Here is a 21,768-nt window from a genome sequence, read left to right as displayed (position 1 = left end):
TCCATTCCTTGAAGGTTTTAAGTTGTCCAACATGGACAAAGGGGTAGTGCTGTGGAACTAGAATAAAAGGCTTAAGATATTGATTGAATAACAGTGGTGTTATTGCTCGGCGCAGTTTGAATTATTTGTGCCATTGTTGCAGCAGTTACAAAATAGGGCTGGAGTTGGGGCGCAGAAATGAGGCAGGTTGTGAGGTGAATAAGGGGCGAGGGAGAGCAGGAAAAGCAAGAGAAAAGGGATTAAGGAAAACAAGGGGCGAGGGTGAAGTGGAGAAAGGGAGAGCAAGGACGAGGAAAACCAGGAACGAGACGAGTGGCGAGATAAAAACTGTTCTTCCTCGCCCCTCTATACCTGCTCTTCCTCGCGGACTACCTAAACCGCATCGACAAATCCATTGCTCGCACATGCTTGGTTAGCGCACCGACTGAAATATAATCTACACCCGTTAACGCACATTCGCGAATATTATTCAGAGTAATATCACCAGAATTTTCCAAAGCCGCACGACCTGCGTTAATTTTTACCGCTTCACGCATCATCTCTAATGAAAAATTATCCAGCATAATAATATCTGCGCCAGCGGCAATCGCTTGTTCTAATTCGGCTAGCGATTCGGTTTCTATTTCTACCGGTTTGCCGGGGTTTAATTGCTTGGCCGTGGCGATTGCTTTTTCAATGCCACCGCAAGCCATGATGTGGTTTTCTTTAATTAAGTATGCATCAAACACGCCAATGCGATGGTTAAAACCACCACCACAACTGACCGCGTATTTAAGGGCGCTGCGCAAGCCGGGAACGGTTTTTCGGGTATCTAATAGACGAGTATTGGTGCCGACCAGTTGGTTTACATATTCCGCAGTAAGGGTGGCGCAACCTGATAAGGTTTGAATAAAGTTCATCGCATTACGCTCACCAGTGAGTAATGCTCGTGATGGGCCACTTAGGGTACATAATACTTGGTTGGGTTTGACTACCTCACCATCGGTAACCTGCCACTCAATCACCACTTCACCGCCTAATTGGGCAAACACTTCATCGGCCCACAATTGACCACAAAAAACGCCATATTCACGGGTAATAATAGTGGCGGTGCTGTGACTATTCGCGGCAATTAAATTGGCGGTAATATCACGGCTAGCATCAATCTCACCACCTAAATCTTCACGCAGAGTATCAGCAACGGCGCGAGTGATTTCTAGCGGTAGTTGCTGTTTAAGGTAAGTAAGGCGAGCACTGCTGTCGTGTTTCTGTTCCATAGTCGTCATGTCGTATCCATAGCAAGAGTTTGCCGGTAAGTGAATTACCGCGAGTGATAGCAAAAGCATACAGGGAATAGATTCAGTTTTCGAGGGGAAGCGGGGGCGAGTAGCGAGTGATGAGGTTAAGAGTTACGAGGGGAAGCGGGGGCGAGGTTGATAGTTTTCGAGGAGCGAGGGAAAGCAGGAAGAGCTGGGGGCGTGTGGAATCTTTTTTTCCGTGACTATTTACAGAGAGATAGTTTTAGTTTTTCCTACGATACTCGATACCTATTTCTTTACTTTGAGGTTGATATGACTTTAACCATTAATCGCGATCACTGGCTTGATGACGTTAAACACGTGCCATCGCCATTTTGTGATACTCGCCCTGATGATGATATTTCACTGCTGGTGGTGCATAACATTAGTTTGCCGCCGGGGGAGTTTGGTGGACCTTACATTGAGCAGTTATTTACGGGGCGGCTTGATCCTAACGAACATGCTTATTTCGCATTAATTCATCAGTTCCGCGTTTCGGCTCACTGTTTGATTCGCCGTGATGGGAGTATTATTCAGTTCGTACCGTTTAATGCGCGAGCATGGCATGCGGGAATTTCTTGCTTTGAAGGGCGTGATAAATGTAACGATTATTCGATTGGCATTGAACTTGAAGGTTGTGACTATTTACCTTTTACATCGTGTCAGTATGAAACATTAGCCACTCTTACCCAAAAAATAATGCAGCAGTATCCTGCTATTACGCGCCAGCGAATTACCGGGCATGAATTTATTGCGCCTGGGCGAAAAACAGATCCCGGATTAGTGTTTGATTGGCATGGCTATAAAGGCCAATTGTAAGCGGTGAATTATTAATAGATTGGTTAATTAGTACTGATAAATCATAGGCTTTTTATCTAAATCTTCTTTTACTTAGCATCAGAATGGAATTTAGTTGGTCGCTTAGTGTCTGATTGATTGTTATTTGATGTGGTTGTATGTGTTTAAGTTGTGTTAACGAATGCGCGTTCTATGATTTCAATCAAGTTGAGTGTGGACTTTCACGATTATTTCTGTAAACTTTCCACGTCAGCAAATTGGTAATACCAATTACCCGTATTGTTAGTTTTGTTATGAAGCAGATTGATTATAAGAAGCATTCATCATAATGACCTATAAACGTATTCGCCAACCCAAACTTTGTGAGGCTATCGAAAAAGAGCTTGAGTGTTTGATTGTTGAAGGGACGTTATCTCCGGGACAACAACTGCCTCCTGAGCGTGAACTAGCAAAGCAATTTGATGTTTCTCGCCCTTCTGTTCGTGAGGCGATTCAACGCTTAGAAGCCAAACATTTACTGACGCGTCGTCAAGGTGGCGGCACATTTGTGACAGAAAATTTGTGGGAAAGTTTTTCTGAGCCACTGCTCGATTTATTAGCGGCACACCCTGAAACACAATTAGATTTAGTTGAAGCGCGCCATGCGCTAGAGGGATTAGCGGCATATTATGCGGCCCTGCGTGGTAATGATGATGACTTTGATCGTATTAAAGATTGTCATGTGCGGATTCAACAAGCACAACAACAAGGCGATTTAGCCGCCGAAGCAACTGCGGTAATGCAATACCTTATTGCGGTTACAGAGTCGGCACATAATGTGGTGTTATTGCACATTATTCGTAGTTTAGCGCCATTGTTGGAACAGAACGTATTACAGAATTTTGAATACCTTAATCGTCATCAAGCGGTGGTGGATAAGGTGAGCAAACATAGGGCCAATATTGTTGCGGCGATTGTTTCAAAACAGCCTAAAAAGGCGCGTGAAGCATCCCATGCACATTTGGCTTACATTGAGGAAACTTTGTTGGATTTATCGCGAGAAGATAGCAGGCGTCAACGCTCTCTTCGCCGAATCCAGCAACGCAAGGACGGGCTTGACTAGGGTTCTTTATCAGCCAAAGGCCATTTGCAAGTCGCGACATTGTTAGTTTAGTTGATTGATTATAACGAAAGGATAGATCGCATGTCTGAAGTCATGAAGAGTGACGTGGATGCACTGGAAACTCAAGATTGGTTAGAAGCCCTTGAATCAGTAGTCCGTGAAGAAGGTGTTGAACGCGCACAGTACTTACTAGAGCAAGTATTGGATAAAGCACGTTTAGATGGTGTTGATATGGCAACAGGCATCAACACTAATTACATTAATACGATTCCTGCGGCGCAAGAACCTGCGTACCCAGGTGATACTACGCTAGAGCGTCGTATCCGTTCTATCATTCGCTGGAACGCGATCATGATCGTATTGCGTGCTTCAAAGAAAGATTTAGACCTAGGCGGCCACATGGCGTCTTACCAGTCTGCTTCGGCTTTCTATGAAGTATGTTTTAACCACTTCTTCCGCGCACCTAATGACGTGGATGGCGGCGATTTGGTTTATTACCAAGGTCACATCTCTCCAGGAATCTACTCTCGTGCTTTCGTTGAAGGCCGTTTAACAGCAGATCAGCTTGATAACTTCCGTCAAGAAGTTGATGGCAAAGGTATTCCTTCATACCCACACCCTAAGTTAATGCCTGAATTCTGGCAGTTCCCAACGGTATCTATGGGTCTAGGTCCTATCTCTGCGATCTACCAAGCGCGTTTCCTTAAATATTTAGAAGGCCGTGGTCTTAAAGACACTTCAGCGCAACGTGTTTACGCGTTCCTAGGTGACGGCGAGATGGATGAGCCAGAATCACGTGGTGCGATTTCTTTCGCTGCGCGTGAGAAGCTAGATAACCTATGTTTCCTTATCAACTGTAACCTACAGCGCCTAGATGGTCCGGTTATGGGTAACGGTAAGATCATTCAAGAGCTAGAAGGCCTATTTAAAGGTGCTGGCTGGAATGTGGTTAAAGTGATCTGGGGTAACAACTGGGATTCACTACTAGCAAAAGACACTACTGGTAAGTTACTTCAGTTAATGAACGAAACTATCGATGGTGACTACCAGACATTTAAATCTAAAGATGGCGCTTATGTACGTGAGCACTTCTTTGGTAAATACCCTGAGACTGCGGCACTGGTTGCTGACATGACAGATGAGCAAATCTTTGAACTGAAACGTGGTGGTCACGATTCATCTAAGCTATTTGCTGCATTTACCAATGCAAAAGATACTCAAGGTAAGCCGACTGTTATTCTTGCTAAAACTGTTAAAGGTTACGGCATGGGTGAAGCAGCAGAAGGTAAGAACATCGCTCACGGCGTGAAGAAAATGGACATGACTCATGTTCAATACCTACGTGATCGTTTAGGTCTACAAGATCTTATCTCTGATGAAGCAATTAAATCATTGCCTTACCTAGAGCTTGAACAAGGCTCTGCAGAGTACAACTACCTACACGCTCGTCGTGAAGCACTATTAGGTTACACACCTAAGCGTAGCCCTAAGTTCACTCAAGAATTTAAAGTACCTGAGCTAGAAGAGTTTGCACCATTGCTGGTTGAGCAAAAGCGTGAAATCTCTACCACAATGGCTTACGTTCGTACGCTTAATATTCTATTGAAAGATAAGAATATCGGTAAGAACATCGTGCCTATCATCTGTGATGAAGCGCGTACATTTGGTATGGAAGGTCTGTTCCGTCAAGTGGGTATCTACAACCCTGCGGGTCAAACTTACACTCCAGAAGACCGTGGCGTTGTTTCTTACTACAAAGAAGCAAACTCAGGTCAGGTACTGCAAGAAGGTATCAACGAATTAGGTTCAATGGCATCTTGGGTTGCTGCTGCAACATCATACAGCACTAACAACCTACCAATGATTCCGTTCTACATTTACTACTCAATGTTTGGCTTCCAACGCGTTGGCGACATGGCGTGGATGGCTGGTGACCAACAAGCTCGTGGCTTCCTATTAGGTGCTACTGCCGGTCGTACTACCCTGAACGGTGAAGGTCTACAGCACGAAGATGGCCACTCACACATCATGGCTAACACAGTGCCAAACTGTATCTCTTACGATCCAACGTTTGCTTACGAGCTAGCGGTTATCATGCAAGACGGTATTCGTCGCATGTATGGTGAGAGCCAAGAGAACATTTATTACTACCTAACAGTAATGAATGAGAACTACGCAATGCCTGGCATGCCTGAAGGCGCTGAAGAAGGCATTCGTAAGGGTATCTACAAGTTAGAATCTTATGCTGGTAGCAACAAAGTTCAGCTAATGAGCTCAGGTACTATCATGAATGAAGTGCGCGCTGCGGCTCAAATTCTAAGTGATGATTACGGCGTTGCATCTGATGTTTACTCAGTAACATCATTCAACGAATTAACCCGTGACGGTCAAGATGTAGAGCGTTATAACATGCTGCACCCACAAGCGGAGCAGAAAGTACCTTACATCACAACGGTTATGGGTTCTGAGCCTGCAATCGCTGCGACTGACTACATGAAGAACTACGCAGAACAAGTTCGCGCGTTCATGCCTTCTGAGTCATTTAAAGTTCTGGGTACTGATGGCTTCGGTCGTTCAGACAGCCGCGCTAACCTACGTCGTCACTTTGAAGTTAATGCAGGCTACGTTGTTGTTGCTGCACTTTCTGAATTGGCAAAACGTGGTGACATTGAGAATTCTGTTGTTGCAGATGCAATTGCTAAATTCAACATTGATGCAGACAAGATCAACCCGCTATACGCGTAAGAGGCAAATATAATGGCAATCGAAATTAATGTACCTGATATCGGTGCGGATGAGGTTGAAGTAACTGAGATTCTTGTTAGCGTTGGCGACAAGGTTGAAGAAGAACAATCACTGATCACTGTTGAAGGCGATAAAGCATCAATGGAAGTGCCTGCTTCTCAAGCGGGTATCGTAAAAGAAATTAAAATCGCGGTGGGTGATTCAGTCTCTACTGGTTCATTGATCATGATCTTTGAAGCTGAAGGCGCAGCGGTAGCAGCTCCTGTAGCAGAAGCAGCACCTGTGGCAGCGGCAGCCGCTGAGCTTAAAGAAGTACATGTGCCTGATATCGGCGGTGATGAAGTTGAAGTCACTGAAATCATGGTTGCTATCGGCGACAGCATCGAAGAAGAGCAATCACTACTTACCGTTGAAGGCGATAAAGCATCAATGGAAGTACCTGCACCGTTCGCTGGTGTACTAAAAGAAATTAAAATCGCAACAGGTGATAAAGTTTCAACTGGCTCACTAGTGATGATTTTTGAAGTTGCTGGTTCAGCGCCAGTAGCGGCTCCTGCTCAAGCAGCAGCACCTGTAGCGGCGGCACCTGCTGTTGCAGCAGCAAAAGAAGTTCATGTGCCTGATATCGGCGGTGATGAAGTTGAAGTCACTGAAATCATGGTTGCGGTTGGCGATACAGTAGAAGAAGAGCAATCTCTAATTACTGTTGAAGGCGACAAAGCATCAATGGAAGTACCAGCACCGTTTGCAGGTACTATCAAAGAAATCAAAATCGCTGCTGGCGACAAGGTTTCTACTGGCTCGCTAATCATGATCTTTGAAGTTGCTGGCGCAGCACCGGTTGCAGTTGCGGCGGCTCCTGTTCAAGCGGCAGCACCTGCGCCTACAGCGGCACCTGTTGCATCAGCTCCAGCTGCTGCAACAACGGGCGATTTTGAAGAAAACAACGATTATGCACATGCATCACCTGTTGTTCGTCGTCTAGCACGTGAGTTTGGCGTTAACCTTGCGAAAGTAAAAGGTACAGGCCGTAAGAACCGCGTTCTGAAAGAAGACGTTCAAAGCTTCGTTAAAGATGCACTTAAGCGTCTTGAATCTGGTGCTGCAGCATCGGCTTCAGGTAAAGGCGATGGCGCAGCTCTAGGTCTACTACCTTGGCCGAAGATTGACTTCAGCAAGTTTGGTGACACTGAAGTTAAGCCGCTGTCTCGCATTAAGAAGATTTCTGGCGCGAACCTGCACCGTAACTGGGTAATGATTCCACACGTTACACAGTGGGATAATGCAGATATCACTGAGCTTGAAGCATTCCGTAAAGACCAAAACGCTATCGAAGCGAAGAAAGACTCTGGCATGAAGATCACGCCACTAGTGTTCATTCTTAAAGCGGCAGCGAAAGCACTGGAAGCGTTCCCTTCATTCAACTCTTCACTATCAGATGATGGCGAGAGCTTGATTTTGAAGAAATACATCAACATCGGCATCGCGGTAGATACACCGAATGGCTTGGTTGTTCCTGTATTTAAAGACGTGAACAAGAAAGGTATTTACGAGCTATCTGAAGAGCTAATGACTATCTCTAAGAAAGCACGTGCTGGTAAGCTAACTGCATCAGATATGCAAGGTGGCTGTTTCACTATCTCAAGCCTAGGTGGCTTAGGTGGTACTGCGTTCACACCAATCGTGAATGCGCCAGAAGTAGGTATCCTTGGTGTATCTAAGTCTGAAATGAAGCCAGTATGGAACGGTAAAGAGTTTGAACCGCGTCTACAACTGCCATTATCACTATCATACGATCACCGTGTGATTGATGGTGCTGAAGGTGCACGTTTCATTACTTACTTAAATGGTTGTCTATCTGACATCCGTCGTTTGGTACTATAAGGTTTCACATCCACAACGCCATGCCTACCTTAAGTAGGCATGGAATTGTTGTTTAGCTCACAGGCTGCAGTAATTTATTTTTCATGTTGTTAACAGGTCTGTAAACTTGTTACTCAATTTGACGGTGAATTTAGCATTAAAAAGTACAGCGTAGCTGATAGCCTGTTAGGGATAAAAGACTTACAACGAGGTCATGATGAGCAAAGAAATTAAAGCCCAGGTAGTGGTGTTGGGTTCAGGCCCTGCTGGTTATTCTGCGGCATTCCGTTGTGCAGACTTAGGTCTAGATACGGTTCTAATCGAAAAATTTAATACTCTTGGCGGCGTATGTCTTAACGTCGGTTGTATTCCATCAAAAGCTCTGCTTCACGTAGCGAAAGTTATCGAAGAAGCAAAAGCGATGGCTGAACATGGCGTGATTTTCGGTGAGCCACAAACCGATATTAATAAAATCCGCTTATGGAAAGATAAAGTAATTACCCAACTTACTGGCGGTCTTGGCGGTATGGCTAAGATGCGTAAAGTTAACGTGGTTAACGGTTACGGTAAATTTACTGGCCCTAATTCAATCGTTGTTGAAGGTGCTGATGGTCAAACGACTGTTACTTTTGACAATGCAATTATCGCTGCGGGTTCACGCCCAATTAAACTGCCTTTCATTCCACATGAAGACCCACGTATTTGGGATTCAACAGATGCGCTAGAGCTTAAAGAAGTACCTCAAAAGTTACTGATTATGGGCGGCGGTATCATTGGTCTTGAAATGGGTACGGTTTACCACGCGCTAGGTTCTGATGTCGACGTTGTTGAGATGTTCGATCAAGTTATTCCAGCAGCTGATAAAGATATCATTAAAGTCTTCACTAAGCGTATTGCGAAGAAATTCAACCTAATGCTTGAAACGAAAGTGACAGCAGTTGAAGCGAAAGAAGACGGTATCTACGTTTCAATGGAAGGTAAGAAAGCGCCTGCGGAACCTACACGTTATGATGCAGTACTTGTTGCTATCGGTCGTGTACCAAATGGTCAGCTAATCGATGCTGAGAAAGCGGGTATCAATGTTGATGAGCGTGGCTTTATTCACGTTGATAAGCAAATGCGTACTAACGTTGCTCACATTCATGCGATTGGTGACGTTGTTGGCCAACCAATGCTTGCTCACAAAGGTGTGCATGAAGGTCACGTAGCGGCTGAAGTTATTTCAGGTAAGAAGCACTACTTCGATCCTAAAGTTATTCCTTCAATTGCCTACACTGAGCCAGAAGTGGCGTGGGTAGGTAAGACTGAGAAAGAAGCGAAAGCTGAAGGCATTAACTACGAAGTTGCTACATTCCCATGGGCTGCATCTGGCCGTGCTATCGCATCTGATTGTGCTGATGGTATGACTAAGATGATCTTCGATAAAGACACTCACCGCGTTATCGGTGGTGCTATCGTAGGTACTAACGGTGGTGAATTATTAGGTGAAATCGGTCTAGCGATCGAGATGGGTTGTGATGCGGAAGATATCGCATTAACAATTCACGCTCACCCAACATTGCATGAATCAATTGGTCTTGCAGCAGAAGTATTTGAAGGTTCAATCACTGACCTGCCAAATGCAAAAGCAGTAAAGCGTAACAAGTAATTCTTGCTTAATGCTTTGTAAATAAAAAAGCGCCTAAGGGCGCTTTTTTGTTAGCTATAGTTTTGTAAACCGATAGCGATTTAAGGTTGATAATTACAATTTAAAAGTGCCGACCATATCATCCAAACGCTGTGAAAGTTGGCGCAATGATTGGCTAGAATCTGCCAGTTGCTCTGCTGTTTCTGCGGTTAACTGAGTGGTTTCATTGATCTCTTCAATATTGCAATTAATGTCGCGCACCACAATTGATTGCTCTTCGGTTGCCGTTGCGACCTGAGTATTCATATCGGCAATTAAGCTAATACGATCCGCAATGGAAATTAAAGCGGTAGAGGCTTGATCAGATGCTGAGACGCCATTGTCTGATAGCTGACGACTTTGCTCTATTGCACTAACGGCATTTGATGCTTCTTGTTGTAAGCGGTTAATCATCGTTTGAATTTCATCTGTCGAAGTTGCCGTTCGACTAGCAAGATTGCGAACTTCATCGGCAACCACGGCAAACCCGCGTCCTTGTTCTCCCGCTCGTGCCGCTTCAATGGCAGCATTTAATGCCAACAGATTTGTTTGTTCTGAAATTCCTCGAATCACATCTAAAATACTGCCAATAGATTGAGTGTTATTAGCCAATGAATCAATCACATCACTAACCTGACCGATATCGGATGACAGTTGATTAATGGTATTGCGGGCTTCACTCACCACTTGCTGACCATCATGGGTTTGTTGTTCGGCTTGTTGAGTCGATTCGGCGGCGAGGGCGGCATTACTGGCAATTTCATTAACCGTTGCTCCCATTTCATTGATTGCAGTTACAACCAATAAGGTTCTATCGCGTTGGCTATGGCTATTATCAAGGGTTAATTGAGCTTGAGATGCCACTGATTCTGCCGCTTGACGAAGGGCGTTCCCCGTTTCTGCAACGTCAATCACTGAATGGTGGATCTTACCAATAAAGCCATTAAATCCTGATGATAATTGTCCAATTTCATCATTAGCTTCAACGTTTAAACGGTGGCGTAAATCACCATCGCCTTCACCAAGATTCTTAAACATTAATGCTAGGTTTTTAATTGGGCGAGTAATACTGCTGGCGAGAAAAATAGCGATAACAATAAAGATTGCAGCAATAATGGCGGTAAATAAAATAACTTGATTACGAATAGTCGTGAGGGCAGCAAAGGCTTCTTTTTTTGGAAGTTCGCCAATCACATACCAATCCATGGCGGGAATGTAGCTCGCTGCTAAAAAGACATCTTCATTATTACTCTTTGTTTCTATCACACTAAAACTTTGTTTATTTAATAAGGTGGTGGCCACGGTTGAATCAAATAAGGTCGTAATTGAATTGTGACCTAGCATTTTGTCGTTATCACGATGGATTTTAATGGTGCCTTTACTATCGACTAAATAGACAAATCCGGTTTGTTCAATTTTAAATTGGCTAATAAAACTTGCCATATCATCAAGAGATTTAGAGAGCCCCGCTAAAGTATCACCCTGTGGTTGCTGATAGTTAACAAACAGTTTTACCTCACCAGTTTTTTCTCTAAAGATACTGAGGCTGCGAGTGTGGTTCGCTTGAATAGCGTCAAAAAACCATTGATCTTGTTGAGGGGTCAGTTGGCGTAAAAAACCATTTTGGTTCCAGTAATCGCCGTTGTGACGGTTAGCAATAGAGACATCTAATAACTGGTATTGATTCTGAATATTACGTAATTCTTTGACTAAACGGGTTTTATCTTGCGGGGCTTTGGTGGCTAACACACTGTCGATAACGTAGCTGTTATTGGCAAGTTGCTCTGCGGCTGATTGTAACTGAGTGACTTCTTTTTCGACATTATTACGAATTTGCAACAAGATCGAGGGCAATTCTAAGTCTAAGATTCGAGTGGTAATGGCTGCGCGAACTTGGCTTTGACTAAGGACACTGACTAAGGTCGTTGAAGCGAGTACCGCCATGGTGATGGCGATGATCAGTTTTGATTTGATGCTTAAATGTTTGTAATTCATAAGACGGCTTATATTTATGAGCAAATGAACAGACCATACGTGGTTACGTCATGATGGTCGGTGAAATGAAAATACAGGCTTATGTATCGGCGTATTTATGAAAAAACTTTAGTGATTTATGGCGCGCAATATGAGCTAGCGCTAACTTTAGTGAGCAATATTGATACTTGTCACATGAGATTTAGTGGCAGGGTTATCAATATTTAGCGGTGACTGAGGCGATATTTATTAAAACTGTGAATGTTGTAAAACATCGACTTATTTTAATTTTAGGTTAAAAATGCTATGGTATTTAACAGTTTTGATCTCTAATTAGCCGTTAAGATGTCAGGTATAGATTAAATCGCAATGACTGATCAGTGAGAGATCATTTAACTTCCAAGGATGTTCGGCGTTATCGTCGAGCCAATATAAGAGGAATATGTCGTGCTTGAAGCCTACCGTAAACACGTCGAAGAGCGTGCGGCAGAGGGGGTTGTTGCTCAACCTCTTAATGCTGAACAGGTTGCCGCTCTGATTGAGCTATTAAAAACCCCGCCGCAAGGTGAGGAAGCGGCACTACTGGATTTATTAGAAAACCGTATTCCACCGGGTGTGGACGAAGCTGCTTATGTAAAAGCGGGTTTTCTGGCTGCAATCACTACTGGTGAAGCACAATCGCCATTAGTTGACAAAACCAAGGCCGCGCAGTTATTAGGGACCATGCAAGGTGGTTACAATATCGAACCACTAGTGTCATTACTTGATGATACTGAGCTTGCCCCTATCGCTGTTAGTGCGCTATCTCATACTTTACTGATGTTTGACTCATTCTATGATGTTGAGCAAAAAGCCAAAGCGGGCAATACTTTTGCCAAGCAAGTGATGCAATCATGGGCTGATGCCGAGTGGTTCTTATCTAAGCCTGCTCTTGCTGAAAAAATCACTCTTACCGTATTTAAAGTCAGTGGTGAAACCAATACTGATGACTTATCTCCTGCGCCTGATGCGTGGTCACGACCGGATATTCCGTTACATGCATTAGCGATGCTAAAAATTGAGCGTGAAGGGATCACACCCGATCAAGCGGGAGTGATTGGTCCGATTACGCAAATTGAGGCCCTTAAACAACAAGGTCATCAATTAGTGTATGTTGGTGATGTAGTGGGAACCGGATCATCACGAAAATCAGCAACTAACTCAGTGCTATGGTTTATGGGGGATGATATTCCTTACGTACCTAATAAGCGTGCTGGTGGCTACGTGCTTGGTGGTAAGATCGCGCCGATCTTCTTTAATACTATGGAAGATGCTGGTGCACTGCCGATTGAAGTTGATGTAACAAAACTTGCTATGGGCGATGTGATTGACGTTTATCCGTTTAAAGGTGAAGTGCGTCGTCATGATAACGATGAATTGGTCTCAACCTTTAAACTAAAAACCGAGGTCTTGATTGATGAAGTGCGTGCGGGTGGGCGAATTCCATTGATCATTGGTCGTGGCCTAACCGATCGTGCTCGTCAAGCGTTAGGCTTGGCTGCATCTGATGTGTTCCGTCGTCCTGTGGCCGTTAAAGATAACGGTAAAGGTTATACTCTAGCGCAGAAGATGGTCGGTAAAGCGTGTGGTGTTGAAGGGGTTCGTCCTGGCACCTATTGTGAGCCTAAGATGACCACCGTTGGTTCGCAAGATACCACCGGCCCCATGACGCGTGATGAACTGAAAGACTTAGCCTGTTTAGGTTTTTCTGCCGATTTAACCATGCAGTCTTTCTGTCATACTTCTGCTTATCCAAAACCGATTGATGTTAATACGCACCATACATTGCCTGATTTTATTATGAATCGTGGTGGAGTGGCATTACGTCCTAAAGATGGTGTTATTCACTCATGGCTTAACCGCATGTTATTGCCAGATACTGTTGGTACGGGGGGCGATTCACATACCCGTTTCCCATTAGGTATTTCATTCCCTGCGGGTTCTGGTTTAGTGGCATTTGCTGCGGCAACGGGCGTGATGCCGCTTGATATGCCGGAATCTATTTTGGTGCGTTTTAAAGGTGAGATGCAAGCGGGGATTACCCTGCGAGATCTGGTTCATGCGATTCCTTATTTTGCTATTCAGCAAGGGCTATTAACGGTTGAAAAATCGGGTAAGATCAATGAATTCTCAGGTCGTGTACTTGAGATTGAAGGGGTTGAGCATTTATCGGTTGAGCAAGCGTTTGAACTTTCTGATGCATCGGCAGAGCGAAGTGCTGCAGGCTGTACCGTTAAATTGTCGCCAGAATCGATCACTGAATATTTAAACTCAAATATTGTAATGCTGAAGTGGATGATCGCTGAAGGCTATGGTGATCGTCGTACCATTGAGCGCCGAATTACTGCGATGCAAGCATGGTTAGCCAATCCTGAGTTAATGACCGCAGATAAAGATGCTGAATATGCGCATGTGATCGAGATTGATCTGGCAGACATTAAAGAGCCAATTCTGTGTGCGCCGAATGATCCTGATGATGCGCGTTTATTGTCTGAGGTGGCGGGAACCGCGATTGATGAAGTATTTATCGGCTCATGTATGACTAACATTGGTCATTTCCGTGCGGCAGGTAAGTTACTTGAGAAATTTGGTGGCCAACTAGATACGCGCTTATGGGTGGCACCACCAACTAAGATGGATAAAGACCAGCTTACCGAAGAAGGTTATTACGGTATTTTTGGTCGTGCTGGAGTACGTATTGAAACACCGGGATGTTCATTGTGTATGGGTAACCAAGCACGAGTGAAAGATAAAGCTACGGTAATGTCGACCTCGACCCGTAACTTCCCTAACCGTTTAGGTAATGGTGCCAATGTGTATTTATCTTCGGCTGAGTTAGCCGCGGTCGGGGCTATTTTAGGTCGTATTCCAACTATGGATGAATACCTAACTTATGCTAAACAGATTGATGCAACAGCGGCTGATACTTACCGTTATCTCAATTTTGATCGCATGGCGGATTACACTAACAAAGCTGATGAAGTCATTATTCAGCAACCGGTTTAATTGACATTATTGTTGACGTAACGGTTATTGAATAAAAATAAAGAGCGAAAAACGCCGCGAATAATCGCGGCGTTTTTATTAGTATTGCTTAATTATTTATGAGCCAATGCATTAGCGGTTCAAGCAATACATTGCTGCCACATTACGGGCGGTTAATTCAATATTGATTGCCGCATTGCTAAAGGCTTGTTCAAGACTCATCGCTGCGGGAACAACACTAAATACCGCGTCAATTCCATGGTCATAAACCACGCCACAATCTTGGCTTAAACAACCTGCAATACCAATTACGGGTTTATGGTATTGCTTGGCTGTACGTGCGACGCCAATCGGCGTTTTACCATGAATGGTTTGGCTATCAATACGTCCTTCACCTGTGATCACTAGATCTGCATCCTGAACAATGTCGCCCAAGTTAACCGCGTCGATCACGATCTCGATGCCTGAACGTAATTGAGCATTAAATAAACCTAATAACGCCGCGCCCATACCGCCAGCAGCACCTGCTCCTGCTGTATTTTTGATATCTACACCTAAGTCTTGTTTTATGATTGCGGCATAGTGAGCAAGATGCTGATCAAGCGTGGCAACCATTGCTGGGGTAGCTCCTTTTTGAGGGCCAAACACCTGTGATGCCCCTTTTTCACCACAAAGGGGATTATCAACATCACACGCCACTTCCAGTTTTATATTGGCAAGACGCGGATCGACCGTTGTGATATCAATGGTTGCCAGTTGTGCTAATGCTTGACCACCAAACTTAAGCGCTTGACCGTTGCTATCTAATAGCTGTACGCCAAGTGCTTGCGCCATACCGATACCGCCGTCATTGGTCGCACTGCCACCGATACCAACAATAATATGGTTAACTCCGTGATCCAGTGCCGCTAGAATCAATTCGCCAGTACCATAACTCGTCGTGAGCATTGGGTTACGCAGGTCAGGGCTAACAAGGTGCAAACCAGATGCCGCTGCCATTTCAATAACCGCAGTTTTACCGTCACCCATGAGGCCAAAAAAAGCGTTAACTTGGGTTCCCAAAGGACCTGTAACTGCGTGCTCTATGATGGTGCCGTTACTGGCATCAACCAATGATTGCACCGTGCCTTCACCGCCATCAGCCATTGGTAATTTAATGTATTCAGCCGTTGGTATTACTTGGCGAAATCCTGCTTCAATTGCAGTTGCCACTTCCATTGCGGTCAGGCTTTCTTTGTATGAGTCAGGAGCAATAATAATTTTCATAATCAATCAGCCTTGTTAAATAGTGAAGCCAAATACGCCAAAGATAAGTGTAGAAACGGTAGCAATCATTAAGCCAACAGCGGTTTCATAAGGGATTAGTTTTAAACGTTCATGCATATCCATATGAACTGAGCCGCCTGTCGCATGGAAGAAGCTACCGTGAGGCATATGGTCAAATACGGTGGCGCCAGCATGGATCATTGCCGCACCTGCAATGGCTGGGACACCTAATTCTAAAATAGTATGACTAAACACGCTTGAGGCTACCGCAGTACCCGCGGTGGTTGATGCTGTGGCTAGTGACATCATGGCACCAGAGATAGGCGCGAGTAAGTAAGAGGGTAATCCCGATGCTGTTAACACATCAATTAAGCCACTTTTTAAGCCTGAATTGGCAATGATGCCCGCGAGAGTACCAGTACCTAGTAACATCACCGCCACTGGCGCCATGCGGTTTAATCCAGAAACCGCAAAGTGGTTGGTATCACGGAAACGCTTCATGGCAATTGCACCCATTAAACCGCCTAATGGAAGGGCGATAAGTGGATCGACATTAATACCAGCGATAGGACGTAGGGCTAATAATGCAATGGCAACTAATGGAGCAACAATGGCGGTAGCAAAAGAGGGTAAACGGCTCAAATCAACATCAATAACTTCGTGGGCTTGGACTTTACTGCCTTTATTGACTAATTTTTTAGCAATAAAGTAAGCAAATAACATTCCACACAGTCCCGGAATAACACCTGCTGCCATGACGGATGTTAGAGGGACATTAAACGCATCTGCCGCAGCAATAGAGTTAGGATTGGGTGACATAACGTTACCCGCTTTACCGCCACCGACCATCGCTAATAGGATCGCCATTTTAGAAAGATCGGCACGACGGGCAATGGCTAATGCAATTGGGGCTACGGTAATAACCGCAACGTCCACAAAGACGCCAACCGCAGTAAGGATCATAGTTGCCATCGCAAGGGCTAATAACGCGCGCGTTTCACCCACTTTTTTGACAATTGTTTCTGCAATGGAGGTTGCGGCACCGGATTCAATTAAGACGCCAGCCAAGACACCAGCGGCGAGAATACGTAATACTGCAGTGACAATACCTTGAGCGCCACCAATCATCATGGTGACGGTCTCGGTTAAAGAGATACCACCAACAATGCCGCCCACCAGAGCACCAATGATCATGCCATAAGCGGGCGGTACGCGTTTTAAGATCAGTCCGATAGCGACGACCAGTGCTGCGAGGGCACCAAGGGTGGATACTTCAACCATTGTTCCATTCCAGTGAAAAGTTAAGATGGCTGCACTGTAGTGAATTTTGAAATGAGAAGCTTTAGGCAAACTAACAAATAAAGTGTGGTTAGCTTGCTAGTAATTTGTGCATTTGCACAAATTACGTTAATTATGATTGACTAATGATAGCTAAATACAAACGAGTGATGTCACTTATCTTATTGATTTGTAAGTTGGTTTGTTGCTCGATTTTATCAAGTCGATAACGAAGTGTATTTCGGTGAATATGTAGCACTTGGCAGGTTTGAGCTAAATCACAATTTTGATCAAAAAATGCCGTTAGGGTTTTGACTAAGATTCCACGCGGATCATGGTGCTTTAATTTTTCAAGTGGCGCTTGCAGTTGTTGGTAACGCCACGCCTCTGCGGTTATTTTATTGAGGAGCACGGGTAGAATATGATCTTGGTAAAAAAATACCTGTTGTGATGTTTGTTGATGGTGATTAAGGGCTGCTTCCATGGTTGCAGTGGCGGTTAAATAAGATTGTGCCAGCCCTTGAATTGTCGGGAAATAATCGCCTAGCGCAATTTTAATGGTGTAATTGGCTTCTTTATTAATACGTTTTAGCAGCTTATAAACCCGTTTTTGTTCAAGATCCCGTGACCAACCTTTGTTAGTGAGTGTGATTGGTTTCAGTACCACTACTTCGTTGCGAGAAACTGAACTAATTGCCACTAAGTTATCCCGCTCAGGGTATTCAAGCAAATGAACTAAATGCTGCAAGTTTTCTAAAGAAAAAGCTTCACCATCATGAGGTAGCACTTTAATGACAGTCGCAATCCGTGGTTGTTCGAGCTCGATTTCTAATCGCTCAGCAATCGTATTTAGCTGCATGTCATCAAGGTTATCGTTATTGATGAGCTGCATCACCAACTCTTCACGGTGGCGTTTATGCCATTCCACTTGGGTCATTAAAGCGGCTTGCTCAACAATTAGCTCGGCTGTCATTTTGACCAATTCACCATAATTACGCACGTCATCAGGATCCCCTGAAATACCTACGACACCAATAGCTTGTTGCTGAAACATAATTGGCAGATTGATGCCTGGTTTTACCCCTTGCAGTTGTTGAGAGGTTGCTTGATCTATCTCGATAATATGGTGGTTATTCAGCGCCAAAATAGCACCGTCATGGTATTGGTTTAGACGTTGTGGGTCGCCCGAGCCAATAATGCGCCCATGACAATCTATTACATTGACTGAATGCTTAATGATTTTCATAGTACGGGCAACGATTTGTCGAGCAATAGTGGTATTGAGTTGCATTTTAGTGAGAGATCCTGACAATGGGCGCCAAGCGCATTCTGCGAGCAGTGTAGCAGTTAACAACGAAGATGATCAGAGATGGGGTACTGAAGGTATGGATTACGAATTTAAAAAAAATACCTTGGACGGTAGTTATCATGCCATTTTTTCAATGGGCCATGAGGTATTAGGTCATTGGATCATTGACGAGCTTGGCAAGGATGTCGAAAAAATAGATATGGTAATAGATCAACTTAGTGCATTGAAAAATAGCACCAAAGAATGGCGATTAACGGGTGATGAACTGACGTTATGTTTACAAGATAACGAAGCTTTGGTTCAAGCTAACTGTCTGTTTTCTGAAGAAGATGAAGATTTTGAAGAAGATTTTCATTTTTATGATGAAGAAAGTATGTCGGTGTGTGGTTTTGAAGATTTAGCGCAAGCATTAGAAGCTTGGCGAGCATTTGTGATCCGTTTTTAATCAGGTTATTTATCAGTAGCCGTTAGATGCTATATTACAGTGAAAAGGCTGCACCTATATGGTGCGGCCTTTTTTTGTTTATGGTGATTTGTTTTTTTAATTTCTTTATTAAACAGTTAGTTAAATAATTGGCACGATGATTGTTTGTTGTTTAATCATAATGGGGAATACATTGAAAGTAAGGAGCAAATCATGAAAATAATTAATGCGATTATTAAGCCATTTAAATTAGATGATGTACGCGAAGCATTGGCCGTTGTCGGTGTTGAAGGAATGACAGTATCAGAAGTAAAAGGATTTGGGCGTCAAAAAGGGCATACCGAATTATACCGTGGCGCTGAATACCAAATTGATTTTTTGCCTAAAGTAAAATTAGAAATCGCGACTCAGGCAGAAAATTTGGATGATATTGTTGATGCTATCAGCAAGGCTGCGCAAACAGGAAAAATCGGTGATGGCAAAATATTTGTTTATGATCTTGAACATGCCGTACGTATTCGAACAGGAGAAGTAGACAGAGAGGCGCTTTAGTCGCAGCATGGATATAGGATCATAAACATCAGGTATAAGGGAAGGTTACCATGGAATTATCAACGACAGTAATTGAATTACGCTACGCACTCGATACATTTTTCTTTTTGATTTCAGGTGCATTAGTGATGTGGATGGCAGCAGGTTTTGCCATGTTAGAAGCAGGTTTAGTCCGTTCAAAAAATACTACTGAAATACTCACCAAGAACTTTTGTTTATACGCCATTGCGTGTACGACATTTTTATTAGTCGGCTATAACATCATGTATGTCGATAACAGCGGCGGTGGTTGGTTACCCTCATTTGGCGCATTAATTGGTACTCAAGCTGAAGGCGCAGATCACTCTTTAGAATCCGATTTCTTTTTTCAGGTCGTCTTTGTTGCTACCGCAATGTCAGTAGTATCAGGTGCGGTTGCTGAGCGTATGAAGTTGTGGTCATTTTTATTATTTTCAGTGGTGTTAACTGGCTTTATTTATCCGGTTGAAGGTTACTGGACATGGGGCGGTGGTTTCCTTTCTGAAGCGGGTTTTAGTGACTTTGCTGGTTCTGGTATCGTTCATATGGCAGGTGCTGCCGCTGCATTAGCGGGTGTATTACTGCTTGGCGCTCGAAAAGGTAAATACGGTAAAAACGGTGAAGTGCACCCTATTCCTGGTTCAAACATGCCCTTAGCCACTGTCGGTACATTTATTCTATGGTTTGGTTGGTTTGGCTTTAACGGTGGTTCACAGTTAATGCTGTCTGATTTTGAGAATGCGACCGCTGTTGGACAAATATTTTTAAACACTAATGCCGCCGCTGCTGCTGGTGCCATTATTGCTCTTGCGGTGTGTAAAATCTTATGGGGTAAAGCTGACCTTACTATGATTCTTAACGGCGCATTGGCCGGCTTGGTTGCCATTACTGCTGACCCATTATCACCATCACCATTAGCTGCAGTTGCGATTGGTGGTGTTGCAGGAGCATTAGTGGTGTTTAGTATTATTGGCTTTGATAAGGTAAAAGTTGATGATCCCGTCGGTGCGATTTCTGTTCATGGCGTGTGTGGTTTATTTGGCTTAATGATGGTGCCGTTAAGTAATCCAGATGCCGATTTCATGACTCAGTTATTTGGTGCTGCAGTTATCTTTGGTTGGGTATTTGGTGCAAGTTTAGTGGTATGGGGAATATTGAAATTCACTATTGGTATTCGTGTCAGTGAAGATGAAGAGCTTGAAGGTATGGACTCACATGACTGTGGTGTTGATGCTTATCCTGAATTTGTCAGTGTAAAATAGCAATAATAGCTGCATTTAAGTGCTGTTAAAGTGTAAAAAAGCGTCATCGCTTGCGGTGGCGTTTTTTTGTAATGAAGTGTTACAGCTCGATTGTGTTCGAATGTGAAAAACGTATAATCCTTTATTAATCTAATTGAGAAATATTATCATTACATTTTGCATTAAGGGATTTAGCAATGAAAAAACTTTTAGCTACCGCTGTTTTCTTCGGTTTGACCGCACCTCAAATCGCGACAGCGGCGGAAGAAGTCAATGTCTACTCATACCGCCAGCCATTCCTTGTTGAGCCAATGTTTAATGAGTTCACCAAAGAGACGGGTATTAAGGTTAACGTTAAGTTTGCTAAAGAAGGCATTGCTGAAAAACTTCAGCAAGAAGGTGAGTACAGTCCTGCGGATGTGGTACTGACAACCGATATTAGCCGTTTAGTGGAATTGTCGGATAAAAAGTTGGTTCAGCCTGTTGATAGCAAAGTTATTGATACGAATATTCCGGCACAATTTCGTGATAATGAAGATGAGTGGTTTGCATTAACACTGCGTTCTCGTAATGTTTATTCATCAAAAGATCGCGTCGGTAAATTACCCGCATCTTTTGATTACAGTGATTTAGCTAAGCCTGAATGGAAAGGTAAACTATGTACGCGTTCAGGAAAGCACCCATATAACGTTTCACTTGTTTCAGCGATGATTGCCCACAATGGTGAAGCGGCAACGAAAACTTGGCTTGAAGGTGTGAAAGCGAATTTAGCGCGTAAGCCTCAAGGTAATGACCGTGGTCAAGTACAAGCGGTGAAAGAAGGTTTATGTGATATCGCCATTGGTAACAGCTACTACCTAGGCAAAATGGTTAACGATCCAAACCAAAAAGCATGGGCAGAAGCGGTTGAAATTAACTTCCCAGGCCAACAAGGTAACGGTACTCACGTTAACGTCAGCGGTATGGCAATGGCGAAATACGCACCGAATAAAGATAATGCGCTAAAGTTAATGGAATTCTTAACGGCAACCACAGCCCAACAAATGTACGCTGAAGTGAACTATGAATACCCAGTAAAAGCGGGTGTTAAGCGTTCAGAGTTAGTCGCATCATGGGGCGAATTTAAAGCTGATGATGTATCACTTGATCAAGTAGCACAATACCATAAAGCTGCGATTAAATTGCTTGATGAAGTGAAGTTTGATCTGTAATTAGTTACAAAATAAATGGG

General features: G+C 43.8%; 15 protein-coding genes. 10 read left to right on the top strand and 5 right to left on the bottom strand.

The features are described 5' to 3' along the window. Window positions 1-368 precede the first annotated feature (368 nt). Window positions 369-1,256, bottom strand: coding sequence for a carboxylating nicotinate-nucleotide diphosphorylase (nadC, locus tag CZ809_RS14535; protein WP_080158397.1), 888 nt, complete (start codon window positions 1,254-1,256; stop codon window positions 369-371). A gap of 294 nt (window positions 1,257-1,550) precedes the next feature. Here nadC and ampD point away from each other — a divergent pair, with 294 nt between their 5' ends. From ampD to lpdA, 5 genes are all read left to right on the top strand, one after another. Beyond that, entirely contained in the window at window positions 1,551-2,096 is a 546-nt protein-coding gene (ampD, locus tag CZ809_RS14530) for a 1,6-anhydro-N-acetylmuramyl-L-alanine amidase AmpD (protein ID WP_080158299.1), read from the top strand. A 307-nt stretch (window positions 2,097-2,403) separates the two neighbouring features. Beyond that, on the top strand, window positions 2,404-3,177 hold the full coding sequence (pdhR, locus tag CZ809_RS14525) for a pyruvate dehydrogenase complex transcriptional repressor PdhR (protein ID WP_080158298.1): 774 nt from the start codon (window positions 2,404-2,406) through the stop codon (window positions 3,175-3,177). 81 nt (window positions 3,178-3,258) lie between these two features. After that, window positions 3,259-5,922 carry a pyruvate dehydrogenase (acetyl-transferring), homodimeric type gene (aceE, locus tag CZ809_RS14520; protein WP_080158297.1) on the top strand — a complete coding sequence of 888 codons (2,664 nt, stop codon included), beginning with the start codon at window positions 3,259-3,261 and terminating at the stop codon, window positions 5,920-5,922. A gap of 12 nt (window positions 5,923-5,934) precedes the next feature. Beyond that, on the top strand, window positions 5,935-7,806 hold the full coding sequence (gene aceF, locus CZ809_RS14515; RefSeq protein ID WP_080158296.1) for a pyruvate dehydrogenase complex dihydrolipoyllysine-residue acetyltransferase: 1,872 nt from the start codon (window positions 5,935-5,937) through the stop codon (window positions 7,804-7,806). 196 nt (window positions 7,807-8,002) lie between these two features. Next, on the top strand, window positions 8,003-9,433 hold the full coding sequence (lpdA, locus tag CZ809_RS14510) for a dihydrolipoyl dehydrogenase (RefSeq protein WP_080158295.1): 1,431 nt from the start codon (window positions 8,003-8,005) through the stop codon (window positions 9,431-9,433). A gap of 93 nt (window positions 9,434-9,526) precedes the next feature. Here lpdA and CZ809_RS14505 read toward each other — a convergent pair whose 3' ends face one another. Next, window positions 9,527-11,446, bottom strand: a complete 1,920-nt coding sequence (locus CZ809_RS14505) for a methyl-accepting chemotaxis protein (protein WP_080158294.1) — start codon at window positions 11,444-11,446, stop codon at window positions 9,527-9,529. 426 nt (window positions 11,447-11,872) lie between these two features. Here CZ809_RS14505 and acnB point away from each other — a divergent pair, with 426 nt between their 5' ends. After that, window positions 11,873-14,470 (top strand): bifunctional aconitate hydratase 2/2-methylisocitrate dehydratase, encoded by a 2,598-nt coding sequence (acnB, locus tag CZ809_RS14500; protein ID WP_080158293.1) that lies wholly within the window; start codon window positions 11,873-11,875, stop codon window positions 14,468-14,470. Window positions 14,471-14,581: 111 nt separating this feature from the next. On the opposite strand, the gene CZ809_RS14495 is transcribed toward acnB, so the two are convergent. The 3 genes from CZ809_RS14495 to CZ809_RS14485 all read right to left on the bottom strand — a co-directional run bounded on the left by CZ809_RS14495 (window position 14,582) and on the right by CZ809_RS14485 (window position 18,284). Beyond that, window positions 14,582-15,715, bottom strand: coding sequence for a glycerate kinase (locus CZ809_RS14495; protein WP_080158292.1), 1,134 nt, complete (start codon window positions 15,713-15,715; stop codon window positions 14,582-14,584). Between the two features lie 15 nt (window positions 15,716-15,730). Then, window positions 15,731-16,996: a GntP family permease gene (locus tag CZ809_RS14490; protein ID WP_080158291.1), complete on the bottom strand. Its 1,266-nt coding sequence runs from the start codon at window positions 16,994-16,996 to the stop codon at window positions 15,731-15,733. Window positions 16,997-17,126: 130 nt separating this feature from the next. Then, the gene (locus CZ809_RS14485; protein WP_080158290.1) at window positions 17,127-18,284 is read right to left on the bottom strand and encodes a sugar diacid recognition domain-containing protein; all 1,158 of its coding nucleotides are present in this window, start codon (window positions 18,282-18,284) and stop codon (window positions 17,127-17,129) included. A 94-nt stretch (window positions 18,285-18,378) separates the two neighbouring features. On the opposite strand from CZ809_RS14485, the gene CZ809_RS14480 reads away from it, so the two are divergent. From CZ809_RS14480 to CZ809_RS14465, 4 genes are all read left to right on the top strand, one after another. Further along, a complete protein-coding gene (locus CZ809_RS14480) occupies window positions 18,379-18,747 on the top strand; it encodes a YacL family protein (protein WP_080158396.1) in 369 nt (122 codons plus the stop codon). Between the two features lie 192 nt (window positions 18,748-18,939). Continuing rightward, window positions 18,940-19,278 (top strand): P-II family nitrogen regulator, encoded by a 339-nt coding sequence (locus tag CZ809_RS14475; RefSeq protein WP_080158289.1) that lies wholly within the window; start codon window positions 18,940-18,942, stop codon window positions 19,276-19,278. Window positions 19,279-19,328: 50 nt separating this feature from the next. After that, window positions 19,329-20,558, top strand: a complete 1,230-nt coding sequence (locus tag CZ809_RS14470; RefSeq protein ID WP_080158288.1) for an ammonium transporter AmtB — start codon at window positions 19,329-19,331, stop codon at window positions 20,556-20,558. A gap of 176 nt (window positions 20,559-20,734) precedes the next feature. After that, complete coding sequence (locus tag CZ809_RS14465) at window positions 20,735-21,748, top strand: Fe(3+) ABC transporter substrate-binding protein (protein ID WP_080158287.1); 1,014 nt, start codon at window positions 20,735-20,737, stop codon at window positions 21,746-21,748. Window positions 21,749-21,768: the final 20 nt, after the last annotated feature.

Source organism: Photobacterium piscicola (assembly GCF_900166965.1).
Classification (GTDB): domain Bacteria; phylum Pseudomonadota; class Gammaproteobacteria; order Enterobacterales; family Vibrionaceae; genus Photobacterium; species Photobacterium piscicola.
This window is presented reverse-complemented; position numbering and strand designations above follow the sequence as displayed.

Bases quoted from the DNA above. Each gene is read 5' to 3' on its own strand.
- CZ809_RS14495 (WP_080158292.1), bottom strand. From the start codon at position 15,715: ATGAAAATTATTATTGCTCCTGACTCATACAAAGAAAGCCTGACCGCA.
- aceE (WP_080158297.1), top strand. From the start codon at position 3,259: ATGTCTGAAGTCATGAAGAGTGACGTGGATGCACTGGAAACTCAAGAT.
- CZ809_RS14465 (WP_080158287.1), top strand. From the start codon at position 20,735: ATGAAAAAACTTTTAGCTACCGCTGTTTTCTTCGGTTTGACCGCACCT.
- CZ809_RS14505 (WP_080158294.1), bottom strand. From the start codon at position 11,446: ATGAATTACAAACATTTAAGCATCAAATCAAAACTGATCATCGCCATC.
- CZ809_RS14470 (WP_080158288.1), top strand. From the start codon at position 19,329: ATGGAATTATCAACGACAGTAATTGAATTACGCTACGCACTCGATACA.
- CZ809_RS14480 (WP_080158396.1), top strand. From the start codon at position 18,379: ATGGATTACGAATTTAAAAAAAATACCTTGGACGGTAGTTATCATGCC.
- CZ809_RS14490 (WP_080158291.1), bottom strand. From the start codon at position 16,996: ATGGTTGAAGTATCCACCCTTGGTGCCCTCGCAGCACTGGTCGTCGCT.
- pdhR (WP_080158298.1), top strand. From the start codon at position 2,404: ATGACCTATAAACGTATTCGCCAACCCAAACTTTGTGAGGCTATCGAA.
- lpdA (WP_080158295.1), top strand. From the start codon at position 8,003: ATGAGCAAAGAAATTAAAGCCCAGGTAGTGGTGTTGGGTTCAGGCCCT.
- ampD (WP_080158299.1), top strand. From the start codon at position 1,551: ATGACTTTAACCATTAATCGCGATCACTGGCTTGATGACGTTAAACAC.
- CZ809_RS14485 (WP_080158290.1), bottom strand. From the start codon at position 18,284: ATGCAACTCAATACCACTATTGCTCGACAAATCGTTGCCCGTACTATG.
- CZ809_RS14475 (WP_080158289.1), top strand. From the start codon at position 18,940: ATGAAAATAATTAATGCGATTATTAAGCCATTTAAATTAGATGATGTA.
- aceF (WP_080158296.1), top strand. From the start codon at position 5,935: ATGGCAATCGAAATTAATGTACCTGATATCGGTGCGGATGAGGTTGAA.
- nadC (WP_080158397.1), bottom strand. From the start codon at position 1,256: ATGGAACAGAAACACGACAGCAGTGCTCGCCTTACTTACCTTAAACAG.